The following is a 23774-nucleotide window of genomic DNA, read 5'->3' on the forward strand; positions in this document are numbered from 1 at the left end:
GATTTTTTGTGAGCGAACTCATTCGCGTACCTGACATCGGCAGCGGTGAAGGTGAAGTAATCGAGCTGTTTGTGAAGGTCGGCGACACCGTCGAAGCCGACCAGAGCATCCTGACCCTGGAGTCGGACAAGGCGAGCATGGAAATCCCTGCTCCCAAGGCCGGCGTGGTCAAGAGCCTGAAAGTGAAGCTGGGCGACCGCCTGAAAGAAGGCGACGAACTGCTGGAACTGGAAATCGAAGGCGCCGCTGATGCGGCCCCTGCGCCAGCCCCGGCTGCCGCTGCTGCACCCGCACCTGCCGCTGAAAAACCTGCTGCTGCCGAGGCCCCTGCGGCCCCGGCTGCTGCTCCGGCCGCTGCCACTGTCCAGGACATTCATGTTCCGGACATCGGCTCGTCGGGCAAGGCCAAGATCATCGAGCTGCTGGTCAAGGTCGGCGACACCGTCGAAGCCGACCAGTCACTGATCACCCTGGAGTCCGACAAGGCCTCCATGGAAATCCCATCGCCGGCTGCCGGCGTAGTGGAAAGCATCGCGGTCAAGCTGGAAGACGAAGTCGGCACTGGCGACTTCATCCTCAAGCTCAAAGTACAAGGCGCTGCACCTGCTGCTGCGCCAGCACCGGCTGCTGCTCCGGCTGCCAAGGCTGAAGCTGCTCCGGCGGCTGCCGCTCCTGCACCTGCTGCAAAAGCCGAGGCCGCACCGGCTCCGGCGGCTGCGCCTGCACCTGCGCCAAGCGGTGCCAAGGTTCACGCCGGCCCTGCCGTGCGTCAGCTGGCCCGTGAGTTCGGCGTTGAGCTCAACGCTGTGTCGGCCACCGGCCCGCACGGTCGTGTGCTCAAAGAAGACGTGCAGGTGTACGTCAAAGCCATGATGCAGAAAGCCAAGGAAGCTCCGGCTGCCGGCGCTGCTACGGGCGGCTCGGGCATTCCACCGATCCCGGTCGTGGACTTCAGCCGCTTCGGCGAAACCGAAGAAGTGCCGATGACCCGCCTGATGCAAATCGGCGCGTCGAGCCTGCACCGCAGCTGGCTGAACATCCCGCACGTGACTCAGTTCGACCAGGCCGATATCACCGACCTGGAAGCGTTCCGCGTTGCGCAGAAAGCCGTGGCCGAAAAAGCCGGTGTGAAACTGACCGTGCTGCCACTGTTGCTCAAGGCGTGCGCGCACCTGCTCAAGGAGCTGCCGGACTTCAACAGTTCGCTGGCACCAAGCGGCAAGGCGATCATTCGCAAGAAGTACGTGAACGTAGGTTTCGCCGTGGATACCCCGGACGGCCTGCTGGTTCCTGTGATCAAGAACGTTGATCAGAAGAGCCTGCTGCAACTCGCCGCTGAAGCTGCTGCGCTGGCTGCCAAGGCCCGCGACAAGAAGCTCACCGCCGATGACATGCAAGGCGCTTGCTTCACGATCTCCAGCCTCGGTCACATTGGCGGTACTGGCTTCACGCCAATCGTCAACGCGCCGGAAGTGGCGATCCTGGGTGTGTCCAAGGCCACTATCCAGCCTGTGTGGGACGGTAAAGCGTTCCAGCCGAAGCTGATGCTGCCGCTGTCGTTGTCCTACGATCACCGTGTGATCAACGGCGCTGCTGCTGCCCGCTTCACGCAGCGTCTGAGCCAACTGCTCAACGACATCCGCACCATCTTGCTATAAGCCTCAAACGGGCCTCCCTGTCACCGGGGAGGCCTGGCACTACCGATTTCCGAGCGCCACGCTCGTACCTCAACCCCGCCACTTGGCGGGGCTTTTTTTGGGTGTCTGTTGAACACGCAAAACAGGTTTGTACACCTTCCATCACCCCGATTGCAGAAATCCCCCACGCGGCCGATAACAGGGTTATAGCACTTAGCCTTCATCCTCTCTTGTCAGTGCGTGCTGCATGATGCAACCTTGCCGCAGGTGACAGTAAAGAGGGCGTGAGCCCGGCGCCGTGCGCATCTTCCCAAGCGAGTTTCCCCCATGAAAAGCCAACCCGATGTCGCCCGTATGGCGGCCGAGGTAGTGACGCAATTACCGGTGCCTTCGCGCCTCGGTATGCTGCGTTTCGAGCGGCTTAATGAGGCAAGCTGGGCGCTGCTGTACCTGGACCCCAATTGCGAGCGCCAATTCGGCCTGCCGGCGGTGGAACTGTGCGCCTTGATCGGCACCCCCTACGCCAGCCTGATGGAACCCCAGGCGCGCTATCAACTGCACGACACCATCCAGCAGCAGCTGGCCCATAGCCCGCATTACCTGGTGCGCTACACCCTGCACACCAACGATGGGCCTTTGAGCCTGCTGGAGATGGGCGAGGCGTATAAACAACACAATCGCCACCTGTTGCGCGGCTACCTGATGGTGGTCGACGGCCTGTTCAGCGAAATCCCCACCGCCGCCCCGACCGCCGACCTGGAAAACCAGAACAGCCGCCTGCAGATTGCCCTGGAACTCAACCAGCGTGCCCAGCAGGAACAGCTGCAGCACCTTGAACGGGTACGCGCCCAACAGGAGCTGATCCTGCTGCTGGCGCGCCAGCGCTACACCACGCCGAATTCGCTGCAAGAAGCCGCCGAGCTGATCACCCGCAGTGCCTGCGATATCTACCAGATCGACTGCGCCAGCATCTGGAACCTCGAAGGCCAGCGCCTGGTGCCGATCTCGGCCTACCACCGCGAAGACCAGCAGCACCACTTGCCCGAAGCGATTGACGCCAGCAACTTCCCGGATTACCTGGAAGCCCTGCATTCGAGCCGTGCCATCGACGCCACCCACGCGATGCGTGACCCGCGCACCCGGGAAATGGCCGAGAGCCTGCGCGCCAAGGACGTCCACGCCATGCTCGACGCCAGCATCCGCGTAGATGGTCAGGTCGTCGGTGTGTTGTGCCTGGAGCAAAGTGGCAGCTCGCGTGCCTGGCAGTCGGATGAGATCGCCTTTGCCGGCGAGCTGGCGGACCAGTTCGCGCAAGTGATCAATAACCACAACCGCCGCACCGCCACCAGCGCCTTGCACCTGTTCCAGCGCGCGGTGGAACAAAGCGCCAACGCCTTTCTGCTGGTCAATTGCGACGGCGTGGTGGAGTACGTCAACCCAAGCTTTACCGCGATCACCCAGTACAGTGCCGAAGAAGTCCACGGCCACCGCCTGGCACAGTTGCCGGCCCTGGAAAACCTCAGCGAACTGCTGTTCGACGCGCCGTCGAGCCTGGCCAAGAGCAACAGCTGGCAGGGTGAATTCAAGAGCCGGCGCAAAAACCTGGAACCCTATTGGGGCCAGCTGTCGATCTCCAAGGTGTATGGCGACAACCGTGAGTTGACCCACTACATCGGCATCTACGAAGACATCACCCAGACCAAGCTCGCGCAGCAGCGTATCGAGCGCCTGGCCTACACCGATAACCTGACCAACCTGGGCAACCGCCCGGCGTTTATTCGCAACCTTGATGAACGCTTCGCCCGCGACAGCGACAGCCCGATCAGCCTGCTGCTGGTGGACATCGACAACTTCAAGCGCATCAACGACAGCCTCGGTCACCAGACCGGTGACAAACTGCTGATCAGCCTGGCCCGGCGCCTGCGCAACAGCCTGAGTGCCGGTGGCAGCCTGGCGCGTTTTGCCAGTAACGAGTTTGCGGTGTTGCTGGACGATACCGACCTTGAGACCGGCCAACAGGTGGCCAGCCAATTGCTGACCACCCTCGACAAGCCGATGTTTGTCGACAACCAGTTGATCAGCGTCACCGGCTCCGTGGGCCTGGCCTGTGCACCGCTGCACGGCCGCGACCCACAGACCCTGATGCGTAACGCCGGTTTGGCCCTGCACAAGGCCAAGGCCAACGGCAAACATCAGGTGCAGGTCTTCACCGAGGCCCTGAACGCCGAGGCCAGTTACAAGCTGTTCGTGGAAAACAACCTGCGCCGCGCCCTGACCCAAAACGAGCTGGACGTGTTCTACCAGCCCAAACTGTGCCTGCGCAGCGGCCGCTTGCTGGGCATGGAAGCGCTGCTGCGCTGGAATCACCCGGAAAAGGGCATGATCCGCCCGGACCAGTTCATCAGCGTGGCCGAAGAAACCGGGTTGATCATCCCCATCGGCAAATGGATCGCGCGCCAGGCCTGCCGCATGAGCAAGCAGTTGAGCGCAGGCGGCATGGGCAATCTGCAGGTGGCGATCAACCTGTCGCCCAAGCAGTTCTCCGACCCGGACCTGGTGGCGTCGATCGCCACCATCCTCAAGGAAGAACAACTGCCGGCCAACCTGCTGGAGCTGGAGTTGACCGAAGGCTTGCTGCTCGAAGCCACCGAAGACACGCGCCTTCAACTCGACCAGCTCAAGAGCTTCGGCCTGACCCTGGCCATGGACGACTTCGGCACCGGCTACTCGTCGCTGAGCTACCTGAAAAAATTCCCCATCGACATCATCAAGATCGATCGCAGCTTTATCCACGAAATCCCGGACAACCAGGACGACATGGAGATCACCTCGGCGGTCATCGCCATGGCCCATAACCTCAAGCTCAAGGTAGTGGCCGAGGGCATCGAGACGGCCGAACAGCTGGCGTTCCTGCGCCGCCATCGCTGCGATGTGGGCCAGGGCTACCTGTTCGACCGGCCGATCCCCGGCGCAGAGCTGTTGGAAAAGCTTAAACGCTATCCGCGCGGGCCAATCGCCTGACAGCGCTGTAACACTCGGGCACACTGGCTGTCTGTCTTAATACATAACTCAATCTGACTGAGAGGACTGATCATGGTCTTGCGCTCGGAAATTCTGGTGAACAAAAACGTGCTGCCGACTCAAGAACAAGCTTTGCCTGGCCGTGAAACGCCGATGAACCTGCCCGAAACCCACTTCGTCAACGGCAACCCGCTGCTTGGCCCCTTTGTCGACAACGTAGAGTTCGCGATCTTCGGCCTCGGTTGCTTCTGGGGTGCCGAACGGCGGTTCTGGCAGCGCGACGGCGTGGTCAGCACCGTGGTCGGTTACGCCGGTGGCTACACGCCGAACCCGACCTACGAAGAAGTTTGCTCGGGCCTGACCGGCCACAGCGAAGTGGTACTGGTTGTGTTTGACCAGGACAAGATCAGCTATGAAGAACTGCTGAAAATGTTCTGGGAGTTGCACAACCCCACCCAGGGCATGCGCCAGGGCAACGACATCGGCACCCAATACCGCTCGGTGATCTACGCGGTGAAACCTGAGCATCTGGAAGCGGCCAAGGCCAGCGCCGATGCCTATCAGGCTGAATTGAACAAGGCGGGCCTGGGTGTGATCACGACTGAAATCGAACAAGCCCCGACGGTGTATTTCGCCGAGGCGTACCACCAGCAGTACCTGGCGAAGAATCCGCAAGGCTATTGCGGCATCGGCGGTACCGGCGTGACCTGCCCTATCTGACGCCAAAAGCATCGCGGGCAAGCCCGCTCCCACCTTGGAATGCATTCCAAATGTGGGAGCGGGCTTGCCCGCGATAGCGTTCCGACAGGCGACTCATTACTCAGCGATGAGCCAATCCATCTGCCACCCACCCTGGGTCTGACCAAGTTTCTTGGACAGCCACGGCAGCAGCTCACGCAGCTCCTCCTCCAGCCCCCACGGCGGGTTGGCAATCGCCAGGCCCGAGCCGGTCAGGGTGTTGGGCGTGTCCAACGGATGCACCAGCAATTCCACACGCAGCAGCTTCGGCGCGCCGGTGCCGGCCAGGTCCTGATAGAAACGCCGCAGCATGCGCTGGTCCTTCACCGGGTACCAGATCGCCGCGACTGTCTGGCGCATGCGGCTGACCGCTTCCTTGAGGGACGCTGCGCAGCGCTGCATCTCATCAAGCTGTTCAAACGGCGGATCAATCAGCATCAACGCGCGTTTTTCCGGCACTGGCAGCAAAGCACGTGGCACATGCCAGCCTTCGCCCAAGTGCACTTTGACCCGGCGATCGCCCTTCATGTTGTCCTTGAGCAGCACGCCGTCTTCCGGGTGCTTCTCATTGAGCAATACACGGTCCTGGGGCCGCGTGAGGCGGCGCGCCAGCTCCGGCGAGCCTGGGTAGTAGCGCAGCTGGCCGTCCGGGTTCATCTCGTGCAGCACACGCATGTAGTCGGCGGTGAGTGGTGGCAGGTCGCTTTCGCCCCACAGGCGCGCAATGCCTTCCAGGTATTCGCCGGTGCGGTTGGCCTGGTCGCCCTGCAAGTCGTACAGGCCAATCCCGGCGTGGGTGTCGAGGTAGGCGAACGGCTGCTCCTTGCGCGACATCAGGGCGATGAGGCGGGTCAAGGTCAGGTGTTTGAAGACATCGGCGTGGTTGCCGGCGTGAAAGGCGTGACGATAATTCATGGTTGCTCCTGCGCAGGGGGCGAAGTTTACCTTCTACGGCGGCAAAGGTGCAGGGCTGCGTGTCGGGCGGTGCTTATGTCGCAAAGGCAGGCGCACTGCCGAAAACAATCTATGGCTGCTGTGGGAGCTGGCTTGCCTGCGATGGCATCACCGCGGTATTACCCGTACACCGCGGTGCTGGCATCGCAGGCAAGCCAGCCCCCACATTGCTTGGGGGCAACCCTGGAATCCAAGGAGGTCAACCCGCATCATGAAAGACGCCACCATTGCATTGCACCACGGCTTCAAGTCGGACCCGACCACCAAGGCCGTCGCCGTGCCGATCTACCAGAACGTCGCCTTCGAGTTCGATAATGCCCAGCATGGCGCCGACCTGTTCAATCTGGACGTGCCCGGCAACATCTACACACGCATCATGAACCCGACCAACGACGTGCTGGAGCAGCGCATTGCCGCCCTTGAAGGCGGTATCGCCGCCCTGGCCGTGTCGGCCGGTAGCGCGGCAATCCACTATGCAATCCAGACCCTCACCCGTGCGGGCGACAATATCGTCACCACGCCCCAGCTTTACGGCGGCACCTACACCTTGTTCGCCCACCTGCTACCAAGCTTTGGCGTCGACGTGCGCTTCGCCCGCGACGACTCTGCCCAGGCCATCGCCGAACTGATCGACGACAACACCAAGCTGGTCTACTGCGAAAGCATCGGCAACCCGGCAGGCAATATTATCGACATTGAAGCCCTGGCCGATGTCGCCCATGCGCGCGGCGTACCGCTGATGGTGGATAACACCGTGGCCACGCCGATCCTGTGCAAGCCGATTCAGTTCGGCGCCGACATCGTGGTGCACTCGGTCACCAAATATGTGGGTGGCCATGGCAACTCCCTGGGCGGTGTGATCGTCGACAGCGGCAGCTTCCCCTGGACCCAGTACCCGGAAAAATTCCCCGGTCTCAACCAACCGGAGCCGGCCTACCACGGGGTGGTCTACACGGAAAAGTTCGGCCCCGCCGCCTTCATTGCCCGCGCCCGCACCGTGCCGTTGCGCAACACCGGGGCTGCGCTGGCGCCGATGAATGCATTTCTGTTGCTGCAAGGCCTGGAAACCCTGGCCTTGCGCATGGAGCGCCATACCGAAAACGCGCTGAAGGTTGCGCAATTCCTGCAAGGCCACGCCGAGGTGGAATGGGTCAGCTACGCCGGGCTGCCGGACCACCCGCACCACGCCTTGGCGCAGAAATACATGCAGGGCAAACCCTCGGCGATCCTGTCATTCGGCTTGAAGGGCGGCTATGACGCGGGCGTGCGTTTCTACGATGCGCTGCAAATCTTCAAGCGGCTGGTGAATATTGGCGATGCCAAATCCCTGGCCTGCCACCCCGCGTCCACCACTCACCGGCAGATGAACGAGCAGGAACAGGCCAAGGCCGGCGTGAAGCCGGAGATGATTCGCCTGTCGGTCGGCATCGAGGCGATTGAAGACCTGATCGAGGACCTGCAGCAGGCCCTGGCTTCAACTCAACTCTGAAGCCAGATAATCCGCCAGCGCTTGAGGGCTGACGTCGGGCCTGCGCGAAAAGTAGGCGACCTTGTGCCGCAAGGTCGCAGGCCTGAACGCGGTGTAGAGGTCCGGGCGCTGCTCTTCGAGCCATTGCAGCAGGTTGCCGATCAGCACCTGCGGCGAGTGCTCTGCCAAGTGCTCAAGCAGCGACGCAGGCACTTGCCACCATGGGCCGGCCTTGGCCGCCGTGGCCGGGCCGGTGCTGACGGCCAGCGGCTGGCCATTGATCAGGTAGCGCTGAAACACCGGCAACACGCGTGCGGCCTCATCGCCGAGCTTCTGCAGAATGGGCAGCCACTGAGCGCCATCCCAAAAGCGTAAAAACACCGCCTGCTCATCCGGCAACCACACTTTGGTCAGGCCTTGCAGGTGCGCAGCCACCGTCTCCGGTGGGCTGGACGAGACCGCGAGCCAACCCCAGTCCGTTGCCTCGGCGCTGGCGACCCAATCAAGGAAGGCACTGCCCGGCTCAACAATGCCCACATAAGGCATGACGTCGACCCATTCGGCGTAAGCCGTACCGGCCCATATCGAATGCGGCAATTTCCTCGGTGCCAGGGTTTGCCATGCATTAAGCGGCCTGGCTTCGCTGGCGCTGCCCAACACTGCGTAGAGGCGCTCCTCGGGTTGTAGTGGCCACTGTGCGAGCCAGGCGCTGGGAACCATGGACTGAGACATCGGGATAAATTCCATTTAAGGGTGAGAGTGTCCGGGAATATCACACTGGCCGTTCTTGCAGCGCTCACACTCCTCGCAAAACGGCGCACTGCGCTTGAGGCTGGCAACCTGTACGCCACTGAGTGGTGCAGCAACAGCCGCTGATAACGTTTCGGTAAGACCCGGCATCAACGGCATCGGCACGGCAGCGGGCGCACCGCCAACCTGGATCGGCACACTGCTGAAAATTCCGGCGGCCGACAGCGTGATCGATTGCCCTCCGGCCTGGATTGTCACGCTGGCGCCCGCATCGATGACCACGCTTTGCCCGGCGCCGATCTGGATGGTCCGCCCGGCCCGCACCTGCTGCGAGCCAGCGACGACCAGATGATCATCCTGCTTGAGTTCCGCGAGGCGATTGCCATGGGTGATGCGCTGCTCTTCACCCAGCAGCTCATGGTGGGATTCGCCGCCCACCTTGATCCGACGCTGGTTATCCACCTGGACGTGTTGGTCATGCAAGACGTGCTGGGTCCAGTCGCGCTGGGCACGCAGGTAAATCTCCTCGGCGCCTTTGCGATCCTCAATGCGCAACTCGTTGTAACCGCCGCCGCCCGGGGTGCTTTGGCTTCGGAACAGGCTGCGGGTCTTTTCCGCCGGCAGGTCAAGGGGCAACAGATTCGCCGCGTTGGGCAGGCAGCCCATCACCAGCGGCATATCCACGTCGCCATTGACGAAGCCCACCAGCACCTCCATGCCGACCCGCGGAATCAGCACCGCACCGTAACGGTCGTGAGCCCAGCCGCTGGCTACCCGCAGCCAGCAACTGGAGTACTCGTTGTGTTCGCCGTCGCGATCCCAGGCCATCTGCACTTTGACGCGACCGTATTCGTCGCAATGGACCTCAGCGTCGGCAGGCCCGGTGACCACTGCGTTCTGGTAGCCCGATATTTGCGGGCGGGACATGATCAGCGGCGTTCGAAACGGCACATCCCAAGGTGTGACGACAAACTCATTGTGGTAGCCGGGGGAGACGCCATCGTCATAAGTGTCAGGCGCAGATTCCTCAAGGACCTGAGGCTGTTGCCCTGAATGGTACAACCGGGTAACCAACCACAAATTATTCCATTCCGGACGAGGGTGCCCGGTCATCTTCAGGAACTGCCCAGTGGACAAGGCCGGCTGGTCACCACTGCCGCTGGCTTGGCGAAAGTCACTGCGATGACGCTCAAGCACCCGTTGCGCCAAGTACTTGCCATGGGCTCGATCAGTGAAGTGCCCAGGGTAGTACTGCTCATTCAGCACAGGCTGTTGCCCGCTGGATGCCGCGCTTTCCAGGACCAGACCGGGCTTTTTGAAATCATAATCGCGCACGCTTACGCCGGTGGTGCGGGTCTCCAACCGCAGGATGAAGTGCTTGATCGCAGGGGCCCCGGCCACCATGGCGGAACCGGCCGAGTAGGGAGTGGCTTGGTCTGGCTGGGTGAACACGCTTTGGTCATCGCCAAACACCAACAGATGGCGTTCGGGGCTGTGCTGGAAGTGATAGTGAATGCCCGACTCCACGCACAAGCGCTGAATGAACGCCAGATCGGTTTCGCCGAACTGAACACAGTACTCACGCTCGGGGTATTGCCCACTCAGATGAAACGCAAAGGCATCACCCTGGATACCCTGTGCCTCCAATACCAGCGCAATGATCTGCGGCACGGTTTTTTTCTGAAAGATCCGCTGGTGCGTGCTGTGTTCCAGGTAAGCCAACTGCGGCACCAGGGTGATCTGGTAACGGGTCAGGCGCTTGCCGGAATCGCCTTGCGCCACCCGGTACACCTGGCCATGAACGCCGTGCCCTTGCGCATCAAACCCCAGGAACGCCTGACGGTGCAGGAGGCTATCGAGGTCCAGGTCGGGTTGTTCGCTCACCAACTCAAGGTCAAAACGAAAAGGCAGGCTGATAAATTCATCACCCGAAAACCCTCGAACCTTGAGTTCACTGGGCTGCCCATCAAGGGTCAGGTTAAAGGCACTTTGATTGGCAAGAGCAAACATCCGGTGTCTCTCCGCAAGGGGTGGGCGAGCGATTCTGCACCAGCTTTTCACCCACCAGAGCACACCACAGACAAATCAGTAAGCTCCTACACCCTGGGTGCCGGATTCTTCATGTATCTGGCGTCGAAGGCACGCCAAGGCCGTGCTAGCGTAATAGCTCCTCCTCACCGGATCACTGGAAAAAGCATGGCCACCCGCTACGCAAAAATCATCCTGACCCTGGCCCTCGCCGCCTTCGCCACCCTGGTTGCGTTCAACAACATCACGGACTACGGCTCCAACTTCGCCTTCGTCCAACATGTGTTGAGCATGGACACCACCTTCCCGAACAACGCCGCCATGTATCGGGCAATCACGACGCCGTGGATGTGGCACGCGGCCTACGTGCTGATCATTCTCGGCGAGGCGCTCACCGCTGTACTGCTGGCGCGGGGCGCGCTATCGCTATGGCGCGCGCGGCATGCAGGCGGGAGCGAATTCAACCGCGCCAAGGCAGGTGCAACAGCCGGCCTGACCCTCGGCTTTGTGGTGTGGTTTTTTGGCTTTATGGTGGTCGGCGGTGAATGGTTTCTGATGTGGCAGTCCCATCAGTGGAACGGCCAGGAAGCGGCATTCAAGTTCTACATGGCGATCCTGGGCGTGCTGATTTTTCTCAATCAGCCGGATGCTGGCTGAACTGGCAGCGGGACGCGGAGCGTCCGGGGTGGCATTCCCACGCGGAGCATGGGAACGATCAAAACGATCAAAAAAAGGCCCGCTATCCTAAGGATGCGGGCCTTTTTTCTAACGCAATTGGCGCTTACCGCCCACCGAGTTACTTGTTGAGGTTGTAGTCTTTTTCCGCTGCATCAAAACGCTCGACCATACCCGCAGTCGGTGCGCCCATCTTGCTCACGAAATAGATCGCCAGGCTGGCGAAGATAAAGCCCGGGATGATTTCGTACAGGCCCAGCAGATTGAAGTGCTTCCACACGATCACGGTGATCGCGCCGACCAGGATACCGGCCAGTGCGCCGTTACGGGTCATGCCTTTCCAGATCACCGAGATCAGCACCACAGGGCCGAACGCAGCGCCGAAGCCTGCCCAGGCGTAGCTCACCAGGCCCAGTACGCGGTTGTCCGGGTTGGCGGCCATGGCGATGGCGATCAGGGCCACCAACAGCACCATCGCGCGACCCACCCACACCAGCTCAACCTGGGAGGCGTTTTTGCGCAGGAAGGTTTTGTAGAAGTCTTCGGTCAGCGCGCTGGAGCACACCAACAGTTGGCAGCTCAGGGTGCTCATCACCGCCGCCAGGATGGCCGACAGCAGCACGCCCGCGATCCATGGGTTGAACAGCAGCTTGGCCAGCTCGATAAACACACGCTCGTGGTTCTCGGTGACAGGACCGGCCACTTCCGGGTGCGCGGAGAAGTAAGCAATACCGAAGAAGCCCACCGCCACGGTGCCGGCGAGGCACAGGATCATCCAGGTCATGGAGATGCGACGCGCCTTGGCGATCGACTTCACCGAATCCGCCGCCATGAAACGCGCGAGGATATGCGGCTGGCCGAAGTAACCCAGGCCCCAGCCCATCAGCGAGATGATGCCGATGAAACTGGTGTTTTTGAGCATGTTGAAGTTGTCGGGGTTCTTGGCTTCGATCGCCAGGAACGTGGTGTCGACACCACCGGTGGCCAGCAGCACGATGATTGGCGTGAGGATCAGCGCGAAGATCATCAGCGTAGCTTGCACAGTGTCGGTCCAGCTGACCGCCAGGAAGCCACCCACGAAGGTGTAGGCGATGGTCGCCGCAGCACCGGCCCACAGCGCGGTCTCGTAGGACATGCCGAAGGTGCTTTCAAACAGACGGGCGCCCGCCACGATGCCGGACGCGCAGTAGATGGTGAAGAACACCAGGATCACTACCGCAGAGATGATCCGCAGCAGGCCGCTTTTATCTTCGAAACGGCTGGAGAAGTAATCCGGCAGCGTCAGGGCGTCGCCGTTGTGCTCGGTCTGCACCCGCAGGCGACCGGCCACGAACAGCCAGTTGAGGTAGGCACCGACGATCAGGCCGATGGCAATCCAGCTTTCCGACAGGCCGGACATGTAGATCGCGCCCGGCAAGCCCATCAGCAACCAGCCGCTCATGTCCGAGGCACCGGCCGACAAGGCCGTGACCACGCTACCGAGGCTGCGACCGCCGAGGATGTAATCAGAAAGGTTGTTGGTGGAGCGATAGGCCATGAAGCCGATCAGCACCATTGCTGCGATGTAGATCACGAATGTGATCAGGGTTGGATTGCTAACGCTCATAGGAGTGACGCCCTGGCTTTGTTTTTATGTAGCAGCGGTCTGGCAGACGGCCACCCATTGGTAACGGGTAGACGATACGGCGAGCCGCGCATTTATGACTGGCGTTTCCCCAGGAAAGCCGCCAGCCGATGAACCGACCCTTGCGAGTGGTTGCACCTTGGGCGCGAATGCTATTCAACAAAGTAAATAAGGTGCAACCAGTTTCTTGAGATTAAGTTGCACCTTGATATGTTTTCGCGAAAATACCGGGTTTTTGCTCCTTTTCGGAGCAAGAACAGCCGATTTTAGAAGTAAACGCACCAAGACGCAGCGTATTCCGTCGAGGGCCGGAATTTTTCCCGATCACGATCGAAAAATTCCTGAACAATTTGGGTTGCACCCGGTTGCACCTCTGCATGCGCAAAGCTAATCTTGCCGCCAGCAGATGCCACTCGGTAGTGGCACCCATGAGGATAAAAAGATGGCAACGACCACCCTTGGGGTCAAACTCGACGACCCGACCCGCGAACGCCTCAAGGCAGCCGCGACCTCCATTGATCGCACGCCGCACTGGCTGATCAAGCAGGCGATTTTCAATTACCTGGAGAAACTCGAGGGTGGTGCAACCCTGACCGAGCTCAATGGCTCGGGCAGCAAGGACGCTGAAGACGCCGGCGAAGTGCAACCTGACCACGCCCACCAGTGCTTCCTGGAGTTTGCCGAAAGCATTCTGCCGCAATCGGTATTGCGCGCCTCGATCACCGCCGCTTACCGCCGCCCGGAGCCGGAAGTGGTGCCGATGCTGATCGAGCAGGCGCGCCTGCCGCAGCCAATGGCCGAGGCCACCAACAAGCTGGCCGCCTCGATTGCCGAAAAACTGCGCAATCAGAAGAGCGCTGGCGGCCGTGCCGGTATTGTTCAGGGCTTGCTGCAAGAATTCTCCCTGTCGTCCCAGGAAGGCGTAGCGCTGATGTGCCTGGCCGAAGCGCTGCTGCGCATCCCGGACAAGGGCACCCGCGACGCGCTGATCCGCGACAAGATCAGCACCGGCAACTGGCAGCCGCACTTGGGCAACAGCCCATCGCTGTTCGTTAACGCGGCCACCTGGGGCTTGCTGCTGACCGGCAAACTGGTTGCCACCCATAACGAAGCGGGCTTGACCTCGTCCCTGAGCCGCATCATCGGCAAGAGCGGCGAGCCGATGATCCGCAAGGGCGTCGACATGGCCATGCGCCTGATGGGCGAGCAGTTCGTCACCGGCGAAACCATCGCCGAAGCCCTGGCCAATGCGAGCAAGTTCGAAGCCAAGGGTTTCCGCTATTCCTACGACATGCTCGGTGAAGCCGCGCTGACCGAACACGACGCCCAGAAGTACCTGGCCTCGTACGAACAAGCCATTCACTCCATCGGCAAAGCCTCCCACGGCCGTGGGATTTATGAAGGCCCGGGCATCTCCATCAAACTCTCGGCACTGCACCCGCGTTACAGCCGTGCGCAGTACGAGCGCGTGATGGACGAGCTGTACCCGCGCCTGCTGTCGCTGACCTTGCTGGCCAAGCAATACGACATCGGCCTGAACATCGACGCCGAAGAGGCCGACCGCCTGGAGCTGTCGCTCGACCTGCTGGAACGCCTGTGCTTCGAGCCGCAACTGACCGGCTGGAACGGCATCGGCTTCGTGATCCAGGCCTACCAGAAGCGTTGCCCGTATGTGATCGACTACGTGATCGACCTGGCACGCCGCAGCCGCCATCGCCTGATGATCCGCCTGGTAAAAGGCGCGTACTGGGACAGCGAAATCAAACGCGCCCAGGTCGAAGGCCTGGAAGGCTACCCGGTGTACACCCGCAAGGTGTACACCGACGTTTCCTACATTGCCTGCGCACGCAAACTGCTGTCGGTGCCGGAAGTCATCTACCCGCAGTTCGCCACGCACAACGCCCACACGCTGTCGGCCATTTACCATATCGCCGGTCAAAACTATTACCCCGGCCAGTACGAGTTCCAGTGCCTGCACGGCATGGGCGAACCGCTGTACGAGCAGGTTGTAGGCAAGGTTTCCGAGGGCAAGCTGAACCGTCCGTGCCGCGTGTACGCTCCGGTCGGCACCCACGAAACATTGCTGGCGTACCTGGTGCGTCGCCTGCTGGAAAACGGCGCCAACACCTCATTCGTCAACCGCATTGCCGACCATACCATTTCGATTCAGGAGCTGGTGGCCGACCCAGTGGCCAACATCGAGCAGATGGCCACGCTGGAAGGCGGCTTCGGCCTGCCGCACCCGCGTATCCCGCTGCCGCGTGACCTGTATGGCAGCGACCGCGCCAACTCGGCCGGTATCGACCTGGCCAACGAACATCGCTTGGCGTCGCTGTCTTGCGCACTGTTGGCCACCGCGCACAACAACTGGAAAGCCGCGCCGATGCTGGGCTGCGCTTCCAGTAATGAAGCCGCTGCAGCGGTGCTGAACCCGTCCGATCTGCGTGATGTGGTGGGCCATGTACAGGAAGCCACCGTCGAAGACGTCGACAATGCGATCCAGTGCGCGATCAACGCCGGCCCGATCTGGCAGGCCACGCCGCCCGCCGAACGTGCCGCGATCCTGGAGCGCGCCGCCGACTTGATGGAAGGCGAGATCCAGCCGCTGATGGGCCTGCTGGCCCGTGAAGCCGGCAAAACCTTCGCCAACGCCATCGCCGAAGTGCGCGAAGCCGTGGACTTCCTGCGTTACTACGCGGTGCAGGCGCGCAACGATTTCACCAACGATGCCCACCGCCCCCTCGGGCCAGTGGTCTGCATCAGCCCGTGGAACTTCCCGCTGGCAATCTTCAGCGGTCAAGTAGCCGCTGCACTGGCCGCCGGTAACCCGGTACTGGCCAAGCCGGCCGAACAAACCCCACTGGTGGCCGCACAGGCCGTGCGTATCCTGCTCGAAGCCGGTATCCCGGAAGGCGTGCTGCAACTGCTGCCGGGCCAGGGCGAAACCGTCGGTGCCCGTCTGGTCGGTGATGATCGCGTCAAAGGCGTGATGTTTACCGGTTCCACAGAGGTGGCGCGCCTGCTGCAACGCAATGTCGCCGGTCGCCTGGATGCCCAGGGCCGCCCGATCCCGCTGATCGCCGAAACCGGTGGCCAGAACGCGATGATCGTCGATTCTTCGGCGCTCACCGAACAAGTGGTGATCGACGTCGTTTCCTCGGCCTTCGACAGCGCTGGCCAGCGTTGCTCGGCCCTGCGCGTACTGTGCCTGCAGGAAGATTCGGCCGACCGCGTGATCGAAATGCTCAAGGGCGCCATGGCTGAATGCCGCCTGGGTAACCCGGAGCGCCTGTCGGTGGATATCGGCCCGGTGATCGACGCCGAAGCCAAGGCCGGCATCGAGAAACACATCCAGGCCATGCGCGACAAAGGCCGCAACGTGTACCAGGTGGCGATCGCCGACGGCGAAGAGATCAAGCGCGGCACCTTCGTGATGCCAACCCTGATCGAGCTGGAAAGCTTCGACGAACTGCAACGCGAGATCTTCGGCCCGGTACTGCACGTGGTGCGCTACAAGCGCAAAGAGATCGACCAGTTGATCGGCCAGATCAATGCCTCCGGCTACGGCCTGACCCTGGGCGTGCACACGCGCATCGACGAGACCATCGCCAAGGTGATCGACAACGTGCATGCCGGTAACGTCTATGTGAACCGCAACATCGTCGGTGCCGTGGTCGGCGTGCAGCCGTTTGGCGGCGAAGGCCTGTCGGGCACTGGCCCGAAAGCTGGCGGCCCGCTGTACCTGTACCGCCTGCTGTCGACTCGCCCTACGGATGCCATCGAGCAATCCTTCGTGCGCGGCGACAAGCTGGCTGCACCGGACGTGCGCCTGCGCGACGCCATGAGCCAACCGCTGACCGCCCTGAAAACCTGGGCCGACAGCAACACGTTCAGTGACCTGAGCGCCCTGTGCAGCCAGTTTGCCGCACAGTCGCAAAGCGGTATCACCCGCCAACTGGCCGGCCCGACCGGCGAGCGCAACAGCTATGCCATCCTGCCCCGCGAGCACGTGTTGTGCCTGGCGGAAGTGGAAGGCGACCTGCTGACGCAACTGGCGGCGGTATTGGCGGTTGGTGGCTCGGCGGTATGGCCGGAAACTGACCTGACCAAAGCCTTGTTCCCACGCCTGCCGAGGGAAGTTCAGGCGAAGATCAAGCGTGTGGCTGACTGGACCAAGGATGAGGTGGTGTTCGACGCCGTTGTGCACCACGGTGATTCCGACCAACTGCGTGCGGTGTGCCAGCAAGTGGCACAGCGCGGTGGCGCGATTGTCGGGGTGCACGGCTTGTCGCAAGGTGAGACGGCGATTGCGCTGGAGCGCCTGGTGATCGAGCGGGCATTGAGCGTTAACACCGCTGCGGCGGGTGGTAACGCGAGCCTGATGACCATCGGTTAACTCATGTGGGAGCTGGCTTGCCTGCGATAGCGGTGGGCCAGTGACTTAGATGTCAGCTGGCACGGCCTCATCGCGGGCAAGCCAGCTCCCACATTGACCGCATCCAACCTTTCGCCCGCGTTTTGCCTCTCCATCACGCAAATCAATCTTGCTATCCAGCCTCTATTCGCGCACTTAGACTCAGGTGATTCCCTTCAAAGGTAAGCCGCCATGTCCGAGACGCTGCTCAGTTCCCGCAATCTGGCTTTCGAGCTGTACGAAGTCCTCGATGCCGAGGGCCTGACCCAGCGCGAGCGGTTTGCCGAGCACAACCGTGAAACCTTCGACGCCGCCATCAGCACGGCGCGCAGCATTGCCGAGAAGTATTTCGCGCCGCACAACCGCAAAAATGACGAAAACGAACCGCGCTACGAAGATGGCCAGGCGATCCTGATCCCTGAAGTCAAACCCGCCGTGGACGCTTTTCTGCAAGCGGGCTTTCTGAACGCTGCCCGCAGTTTCGAAGCCGGTGGCATGCAGTTGCCTACCCTGCTCTCCCAAGCCTGTTTCGCGCACTTTCAGTCGGCCAACGCAGCGTCAACGTCCTACCCGTTCCTGACCATGGGCGCCGCCAACCTGATCGAAAGCTTCGGCACCGAGGCGCAAAAACAGCGATTCCTGCAGCCGATGATCGAAGGCCGCTTCTTCGGCACCATGGCCCTCACCGAGCCACATGCCGGCTCGTCGCTGTCGGATATTCGTACCCGCGCAGAGCCTGCGTCCGACGGCACGTATCGACTCAAGGGCAACAAGATCTTCATCTCCGGCGGCGACCACCCGCTGTCGGAAAACATCGTGCACATGGTGCTGGCCAAGCTGCCGGACGCGCCGCCTGGGGTGAAGGGCATTTCGCTGTTTATCGTGCCCAAGTTCCTGGTCAACGAGGATGGCAGCCTGGGCGCACGTAACGACGTGCTGCTGGCCGGGCTGTTTCACAAGATGGGCTGGCGGGGCACCACGTCCACAGCACTTAACTTCGGCGATAACGGCAACTGCGTCGGCTATCTGGTGGGCAAACCCCATCAGGGCTTGAGTTGCATGTTCCAGATGATGAACGAGGCACGCATCGGCGTGGGCATGGGTGCGGTGATGCTGGGTTACGCCGGCTACCTCTATTCACTGGAATACGCCCGCGAACGCCCGCAAGGTCGCCTGCCTGACAGCAAAGACCCGAGCACCACGCCGGTTTCGATCATCCAGCACGCCGATATCAAGCGCATGCTGTTGACCCAGAAAGCCTATGTGGAAGGCGCCTTCGACCTGGGCCTGTACGCGGCTCGGTTGTTTGACGACACCACCACGCTGGAAACCGAAGCCGAGCGCAAGCACGCCCACGAACTGCTCGACCTGCTCACGCCCATCGTCAAATCCTGGCCATCGGAGTTCTGCCTCAAGGCCAACGAACTGGCAATCCAGATCCTCGGCGGCCACGGCTACACCCGCGAATACCCGGTGGAGCAGTACTACCGCGATAACCGCCTGAACCCGATCCATGAAGGCACCCACGGCATCCAGTCCCTGGATTTGCTCGGGCGCAAGCTCGCGCAAAACGGCGGCGCGGGCTTGAAGCAACTGGTCCGCCTGATCGCCGAAACCGGCGCTCGGGCTCAGGAATACGCCTCACTGACGGCCCTGCGCGAACCGCTGGAGCAATTGGTCAGCCGCCTGCAAAGCGTGACGATTGGCCTGCTGACGGATCTCGCCCACGGCAAGGTCAACAGCAGCCTGGCGAACTCGGCACTGTACTTGAAGGTGTTCGGGCACACGGTGATTGGCTGGCGCTGGCTGGAGCAGGCGATTCGCGCCGAGGAAGGTTTGGCCAAGGGGAATGCGGCCGATGTGGCCTTTTATAAAGGCAAGCTCCAGGCCGCCCGGTACTTCCTGACCTGGGAAGTACCGAGCTGCCATCATGAACTGGCGATTCTGGAGGCACGCGATGACACGTGCCTGGGCATGCAGGACGCGTGGTTCTAAGGCGTTCCGATCGCCTTGGAAATCACTTCGACCGTGGCGCTGACTTGCTCTTGGTAACGGTCGAGTTCCTGCTGGTGATGCTTTTGCATGTCGATCTGCTCGGCGCACAGGTTCAGCGCAGCCAGTACCAATAATTTGTCACCGATCAGGGTCGGGTACTTTTTCTTGGTGGTGGCCAGGGAGGCCTTGAGCATGGTCACGGCGTGCATCAGGGTTTGATCCTCCCCTTGCGGCGCCTTGATCGAGTAATCCTCTCCGAGAATCGAAACGACCTTTATCCCTTCATTCATGCGCCGACAGGCCCTGCGCTCACACGCTCAACCAGCGCCTGGATACGCGCGGCGGTGGCGCCGTGTTTTTCTTCCTGTTCCATCAGGTTCAGTTGCAGGCTGTCGTTTTCATCCTTGGCGCGGGCCAGTTCCGCCTTCAGGGCTTCATTGCTGCCGAGCAGGTCTTGGTTTTGTTGTACGAGGTCAGTGACCAGCTGTTCAAGCTGGCTGAGGGATGCTTCTAACATTTTGATTTCTCGGGCATTTTCAAAGGGCGGTGACGATAAAGAAAATTCACCTCGGATGCCAGGGTTATCCCCGGCAGGCAGCCCGTTTTTTAAGGGCCGGGCCGCACTTTCGAGCCTTAGTGACTGCATTTACCCGATCTGGTTCCTGAATCCGTCCAACCCCTCGTCAGATGCGACAAAAGCGCGCGCCCCCTTAAGACTTTAGTCGCATGGCCGATACGCAATGCACACCTCGTCTCATGGCCGCACGGATCGCGCTTCTCCCCAGGACTCCCGCATGTCTCTTCGTAATATGAATATCGCTCCGAGGGCTTTCCTTGGCTTTGCGTTTATTGGCGCGCTGATGTTGTTTCTCGGTGTGTTCGCCTTGAACCAGATGAGCAAAATTCGCGCAGCCACCGAAGACATCACCCAGTCCAGCGTGCCGAGCATTCGCGCCCTCGACGAATTCACCCAGCTGACCCTGCGCCTGCGCGTGCTGTCGTACCGCCTGCTGACCAACCGCGAGCCGGACGTGCAGCAAAAAACCCTGGAAGCCTTTGAGCTGCGCAACCAGCAGATTCGTGCCGCCCAAGGCGTCTACGAAAAACTTATAGAAAGCAGCGAAGAGCGCGCCACCTACAACGAATACGTGCGTTTGCTCGGCCAGTACCATCAGATCGAGGAGCGCATGAAGAGCCTGTCACGCGCCAACCAGATTGATGAGCTGCGCGCCTTGCTCAACACCGAATTACTGAGTAATTCCGAGCAAGTCAACGCGGTGCTCACGCGCCTGCTGGACATCAACAACCAAATGGCCAACGCCACCAACCAAGAAGCCAAAGACCAATACGACATGGCCTTTGATCTGGTAGTGGGCCTGCTGATCATTGCCACCGCGCTGACCCTGCTGTTCGCCTGGCTGCTGACCCGCAGCATCACGCTGCCCATTGCCCAGGCCCTGGAAGCTGCCGAAGAAGTCGCCGAAGGCAACCTCACCCGCCCGATCAAGGTTGATGGCAACGATGAAGCCGGCCGCCTGCTGGCTGCCATGGCCAAGATGCAGGACAAGCTGCGCGACACCCTGCAGCGCATCGCCGGCTCCGCGACCCAGCTTGCGTCCGCGGCAGAAGAACTGAATGCCGTCACCGACGAAAGTGCCCGTGGCCTGACCCAGCAGAACAATGAAATCGAGCAAGCCGCCACCGCCGTCAACGAGATGACCAGTGCCGTTGAAGAAGTCGCGCGCAACGCGGTAAGCACCTCCGAAGCCTCGCGCAATGCCACCACCTCTGCCGGTGACGGCCGTGACCTGGTGCAGGAAACCGTCAGCGCCATCGAGCGCATGAGCGGCGATGTGCAAGCCACCGCCACCTTGATTGGCGACCTGGCCAATGAGTCCCGCGATATCGGCAAAGTGCTCGACGTGATTCGCGGCCTGGCCGACCAGACCAACCTGCTGGCCCTGAACGCCGCGATTGAAGCGGCGCGCGCCGGTGAAGCCGGTCGTGGGTTTGCCGTGGTGGCCGATGAAGTGCGCGCGCTGGCCCATCGCACCCAGCAGTCGACCAGCGAGATCGAGCGGATGATCGGCAGCATTCAGGCCGGCACCGAGCATGCGGTGGATTCGATGCGCAACAGCACCGAACGTGCGGAGTCGACGTTGAACATCGCCAAAGGCGCGGGAATGTCGCTGGAAACCATCAACACTGCGATTGTGGAGATCAACGAACGCAACCTGGTGATCGCCAGCGCGGCCGAAGAGCAGGCGCAAGTGGCGCGGGAAGTGGACCGTAACCTGGTGAATATTCGTGATTTGTCGGTGCAGTCGGCCACGGGTGCCAGCCAGACCAGTGCGGCGAGCAGTGAGTTGTCGCGCTTGGCAGTGGACCTGAATGGGATGGTGGGGCGCTTCAGGCTCTAACTGACACCAGTGATCCCTTGTGGGAGCTGGCTTGCCTGCGATAGCAATCTAACAGTCAATAACCCCAGTGACTGATACACCGCTATCGCAGGCAAGCCAGCTCACACATTGACAGCGGACGCAGAGCGTCCAACGAGGCATTCCCACGCAGAGCGTGGGAACGATCTTTTGACAGCACAGCAATTCAACAGGTTAGAATCGCTGGCACGCAGACTGCATGGTCAGTTAGCGCCCCGTCTTCCCCGCTCTGGAGTACTGCCTTTGAATGCAACGACCATCAACAGCCTGTTCTTGATCGGCGCGTTGCTGGTGGGTGCGAGCATTCTGGTGAGTTCTCTTTCCTCGCGCTTAGGGATCCCGATTCTGGTGATCATCCTGGCGGTGGGCATGGCCGCCGGCGTCGATGGCGGCGGCATCATCTTCGATAACTACCCAACCGCGTACCTGGTGGGCAACCTCGCATTGGCCGTCATCCTGCTCGACGGCGGTTTGCGCACACGGGTGGCGAGTTTTCGCGTGGCACTCTGGCCGGCGTTGTCGCTGGCCACGGTGGGGGTGTTGATCACCACCGGCCTCACCGGCATGGCGGCGGCCTGGCTGTTCGACCTCAATATCATCCAAGGCTTGCTGATCGGCGCGATTGTCGGCTCCACGGACGCCGCAGCCGTGTTCTCACTGCTGGGCGGCAAGGGCCTGAACGAGCGGGTCACCGCCAGCCTGGAAATCGAATCCGGCAGCAACGACCCGATGGCGGTATTCCTCACCGTCACCCTGATCGACATGCTGGCCAGCGGCCAGACCGGCCTGCACTGGAGCTTGCTGGCTCACCTGATTCGCGAATTCGGCATCGGCGGCATCGTCGGCCTGGGCGGCGGCTGGCTGATGCTGCAAATGGTCAACCGCATCAACCTGGCCACCGGCCTGTACCCGATCCTGGTGATCGCCGGTGGCCTGGTGGTGTTCGCCCTGACCAATGCCCTGCACGGCAGCGGCTTCCTCGCCGTGTACCTGTGCGGGCTGGTGATCGGCAACCGCCCGGTGCGCAGCCGTCATGGCATTTTGCATATGCTCGATGGCATGGCGTGGCTGGCACAGATCGGCATGTTCCTGGTGCTGGGCCTGCTGGTCACACCCCATGACCTGCTGCCCATCGCCCTGCCGGCACTGGGCCTGGCGTTGTGGATGATCCTGTTTGCGCGGCCGCTGTCGGTGATGGTCGGCCTGCTGCCGTTCAAGGCCTTCCACGGCCGCGAAAAAGCCTTTATCGCCTGGGTCGGCTTGCGCGGCGCGGTGCCGATCATTCTGGCGGTGTTCCCGCTGATGGCCGGCCTGCCGCACGCGCAGCTGTACTTCAACCTGGCATTCTTTATTGTGCTGGTGTCGCTGCTGGTGCAAGGCACCAGCCTGCCGTGGGTGGCCAAATTGCTGAAGGTCACCGTGCCGCCGGAACCGGCGCCCATCTCCCGCGCCGCGCTGGAAGTGCACGTCACCAGCGAGTGGGAGCTGTTCGTCTACCGCCTGGGCGCGGAAAAATGGTGCATCGGCGCCGCCCTGCGCGAGCTGAAAATGCCCGAAGGCACACGCATCGCCGCACTGTTCCGTGGCCAGCAACTGCTCCATCCGTCGGGTAGTACGGTGCTGGAAGTCGACGATTTACTCTGCGTGATCGGCCACGAACACAACCTGCCGGCCCTCGGCAAACTGTTCAGCCAGGCGCCGCAACGCGGCCTCGACCTGCGTTTCTTCGGCGATTTCGTGCTCGAAGGCGACGCCCAGCTGGGCGCGGTCTCCGCCCTGTACGGGCTTAAGCTCGACGGCATCGACCCGGATATGCCGCTCAGCAGCTTCATCACCCAGAAGGTCGGCGGCGCGCCCATCGTCGGCGACCAGGTGGAGTGGAACAACACAATCTGGACCGTCGCGGTCATGGACGGGAACAAGATCGGAAAAGTCGGCGTCAAATTCCCCGAAGGAAGTCGTCCAGGCCCTGGACTCTTCCTCTAAACTGCGAGGCTATGGCGCCACGCCACCAGCCTCTTTACCTTGCTCG

Annotated in this window: 14 protein-coding genes and 2 pseudogenes; 10 read left to right on the plus strand and 6 right to left on the minus strand. The window is 61.6% G+C overall.

Translation table 11 applies throughout. The features are described 5' to 3' along the window. Nucleotides 1-8 precede the first annotated feature (8 nt). From aceF to msrA, 3 genes are all read left to right on the plus strand, one after another. Nucleotides 9-1658 carry a dihydrolipoyllysine-residue acetyltransferase gene (gene aceF, locus AB4P96_RS29455; protein WP_099548073.1) on the plus strand — a complete coding sequence of 550 codons (1650 nt, stop codon included), beginning with the start codon at nt 9-11 and terminating at the stop codon, nt 1656-1658. Nucleotides 1659-1964: 306 nt separating this feature from the next. After that, complete coding sequence (locus AB4P96_RS29460; protein WP_017138521.1) at nt 1965-4658, plus strand: bifunctional diguanylate cyclase/phosphodiesterase; 2694 nt, start codon at nt 1965-1967, stop codon at nt 4656-4658. A gap of 72 nt (nt 4659-4730) precedes the next feature. Continuing rightward, nucleotides 4731-5378: a peptide-methionine (S)-S-oxide reductase MsrA gene (gene msrA, locus AB4P96_RS29465; protein WP_017138522.1), complete on the plus strand. Its 648-nt coding sequence runs from the start codon at nt 4731-4733 to the stop codon at nt 5376-5378. 96 nt (nt 5379-5474) lie between these two features. Here msrA and AB4P96_RS29470 read toward each other — a convergent pair whose 3' ends face one another. Beyond that, a complete protein-coding gene (locus tag AB4P96_RS29470; RefSeq protein WP_017138523.1) occupies nt 5475-6311 on the minus strand; it encodes a 23S rRNA (adenine(2030)-N(6))-methyltransferase RlmJ in 837 nt (278 codons plus the stop codon). A gap of 250 nt (nt 6312-6561) precedes the next feature. Between AB4P96_RS29470 and AB4P96_RS29475 the strand changes: the two genes are divergently transcribed. Then, the gene (locus tag AB4P96_RS29475) at nt 6562-7839 is read left to right on the plus strand and encodes an O-acetylhomoserine aminocarboxypropyltransferase/cysteine synthase family protein (RefSeq protein WP_176991743.1); all 1278 of its coding nucleotides are present in this window, start codon (nt 6562-6564) and stop codon (nt 7837-7839) included. On the opposite strand, the gene AB4P96_RS29480 is transcribed toward AB4P96_RS29475, so the two are convergent. Continuing rightward, nucleotides 7825-8550, minus strand: a complete 726-nt coding sequence (locus tag AB4P96_RS29480; protein ID WP_395600372.1) for a DUF4123 domain-containing protein — start codon at nt 8548-8550, stop codon at nt 7825-7827. The genes AB4P96_RS29475 and AB4P96_RS29480 overlap by 15 nt on opposite strands. A gap of 15 nt (nt 8551-8565) precedes the next feature. Then, nucleotides 8566-10578, minus strand: coding sequence for a type VI secretion system tip protein VgrG (locus AB4P96_RS29485; protein ID WP_395600373.1), 2013 nt, complete (start codon nt 10576-10578; stop codon nt 8566-8568). Between the two features lie 186 nt (nt 10579-10764). Between AB4P96_RS29485 and AB4P96_RS29490 the strand changes: the two genes are divergently transcribed. After that, nucleotides 10765-11253 (plus strand): DUF2165 family protein, encoded by a 489-nt coding sequence (locus tag AB4P96_RS29490; protein WP_099548069.1) that lies wholly within the window; start codon nt 10765-10767, stop codon nt 11251-11253. Nucleotides 11254-11392: 139 nt separating this feature from the next. Here the strand turns inward: AB4P96_RS29490 and putP are convergent, their stop codons facing one another. Beyond that, nucleotides 11393-12877 (minus strand): sodium/proline symporter PutP, encoded by a 1485-nt coding sequence (gene putP / locus AB4P96_RS29495; RefSeq protein WP_017138528.1) that lies wholly within the window; start codon nt 12875-12877, stop codon nt 11393-11395. Nucleotides 12878-13337: 460 nt separating this feature from the next. On the opposite strand from putP, the gene putA reads away from it, so the two are divergent. Further along, a complete protein-coding gene (gene putA / locus AB4P96_RS29500; RefSeq protein WP_395600374.1) occupies nt 13338-17291 on the plus strand; it encodes a trifunctional transcriptional regulator/proline dehydrogenase/L-glutamate gamma-semialdehyde dehydrogenase in 3954 nt (1317 codons plus the stop codon). A 210-nt stretch (nt 17292-17501) separates the two neighbouring features. Continuing rightward, entirely contained in the window at nt 17502-19304 is a 1803-nt protein-coding gene (locus AB4P96_RS29505) for an acyl-CoA dehydrogenase (RefSeq protein ID WP_395600375.1), read from the plus strand. On the opposite strand, the gene AB4P96_RS29510 is transcribed toward AB4P96_RS29505, so the two are convergent. Continuing rightward, on the minus strand, nt 19301-19594 hold the full coding sequence (locus tag AB4P96_RS29510; RefSeq protein ID WP_017138531.1) for a cell division protein ZapA: 294 nt from the start codon (nt 19592-19594) through the stop codon (nt 19301-19303). The two genes, AB4P96_RS29505 and AB4P96_RS29510, sit on opposite strands and share 4 nt — an antisense overlap. Continuing rightward, nucleotides 19591-19821, minus strand: coding sequence for a hypothetical protein (locus AB4P96_RS29515; RefSeq protein WP_017138532.1), 231 nt, complete (start codon nt 19819-19821; stop codon nt 19591-19593). The genes AB4P96_RS29510 and AB4P96_RS29515 overlap by 4 nt, the downstream gene beginning before the upstream one ends. Before the next feature lie 343 nt (nt 19822-20164). Here AB4P96_RS29515 and AB4P96_RS29520 point away from each other — a divergent pair. The 3 genes and pseudogenes from AB4P96_RS29520 to AB4P96_RS29530 all read left to right on the plus strand — a co-directional run. Beyond that, a pseudogene (locus tag AB4P96_RS29520) lies at nt 20165-20821 on the plus strand (MCP four helix bundle domain-containing protein); the annotation flags it as partial. Nucleotides 20822-21124: 303 nt separating this feature from the next. Continuing rightward, a pseudogene (locus AB4P96_RS29525) lies at nt 21125-21724 on the plus strand (methyl-accepting chemotaxis protein); the annotation flags it as partial. A 261-nt stretch (nt 21725-21985) separates the two neighbouring features. Further along, the gene (locus AB4P96_RS29530) at nt 21986-23728 is read left to right on the plus strand and encodes a potassium/proton antiporter (protein WP_017138534.1); all 1743 of its coding nucleotides are present in this window, start codon (nt 21986-21988) and stop codon (nt 23726-23728) included. Nucleotides 23729-23774: the final 46 nt, after the last annotated feature.

Source organism: Pseudomonas sp. B19125, assembly GCF_044218855.1.
GTDB classification, from domain to species: Bacteria; Pseudomonadota; Gammaproteobacteria; order Pseudomonadales; family Pseudomonadaceae; genus Aquipseudomonas; species Aquipseudomonas edaphica.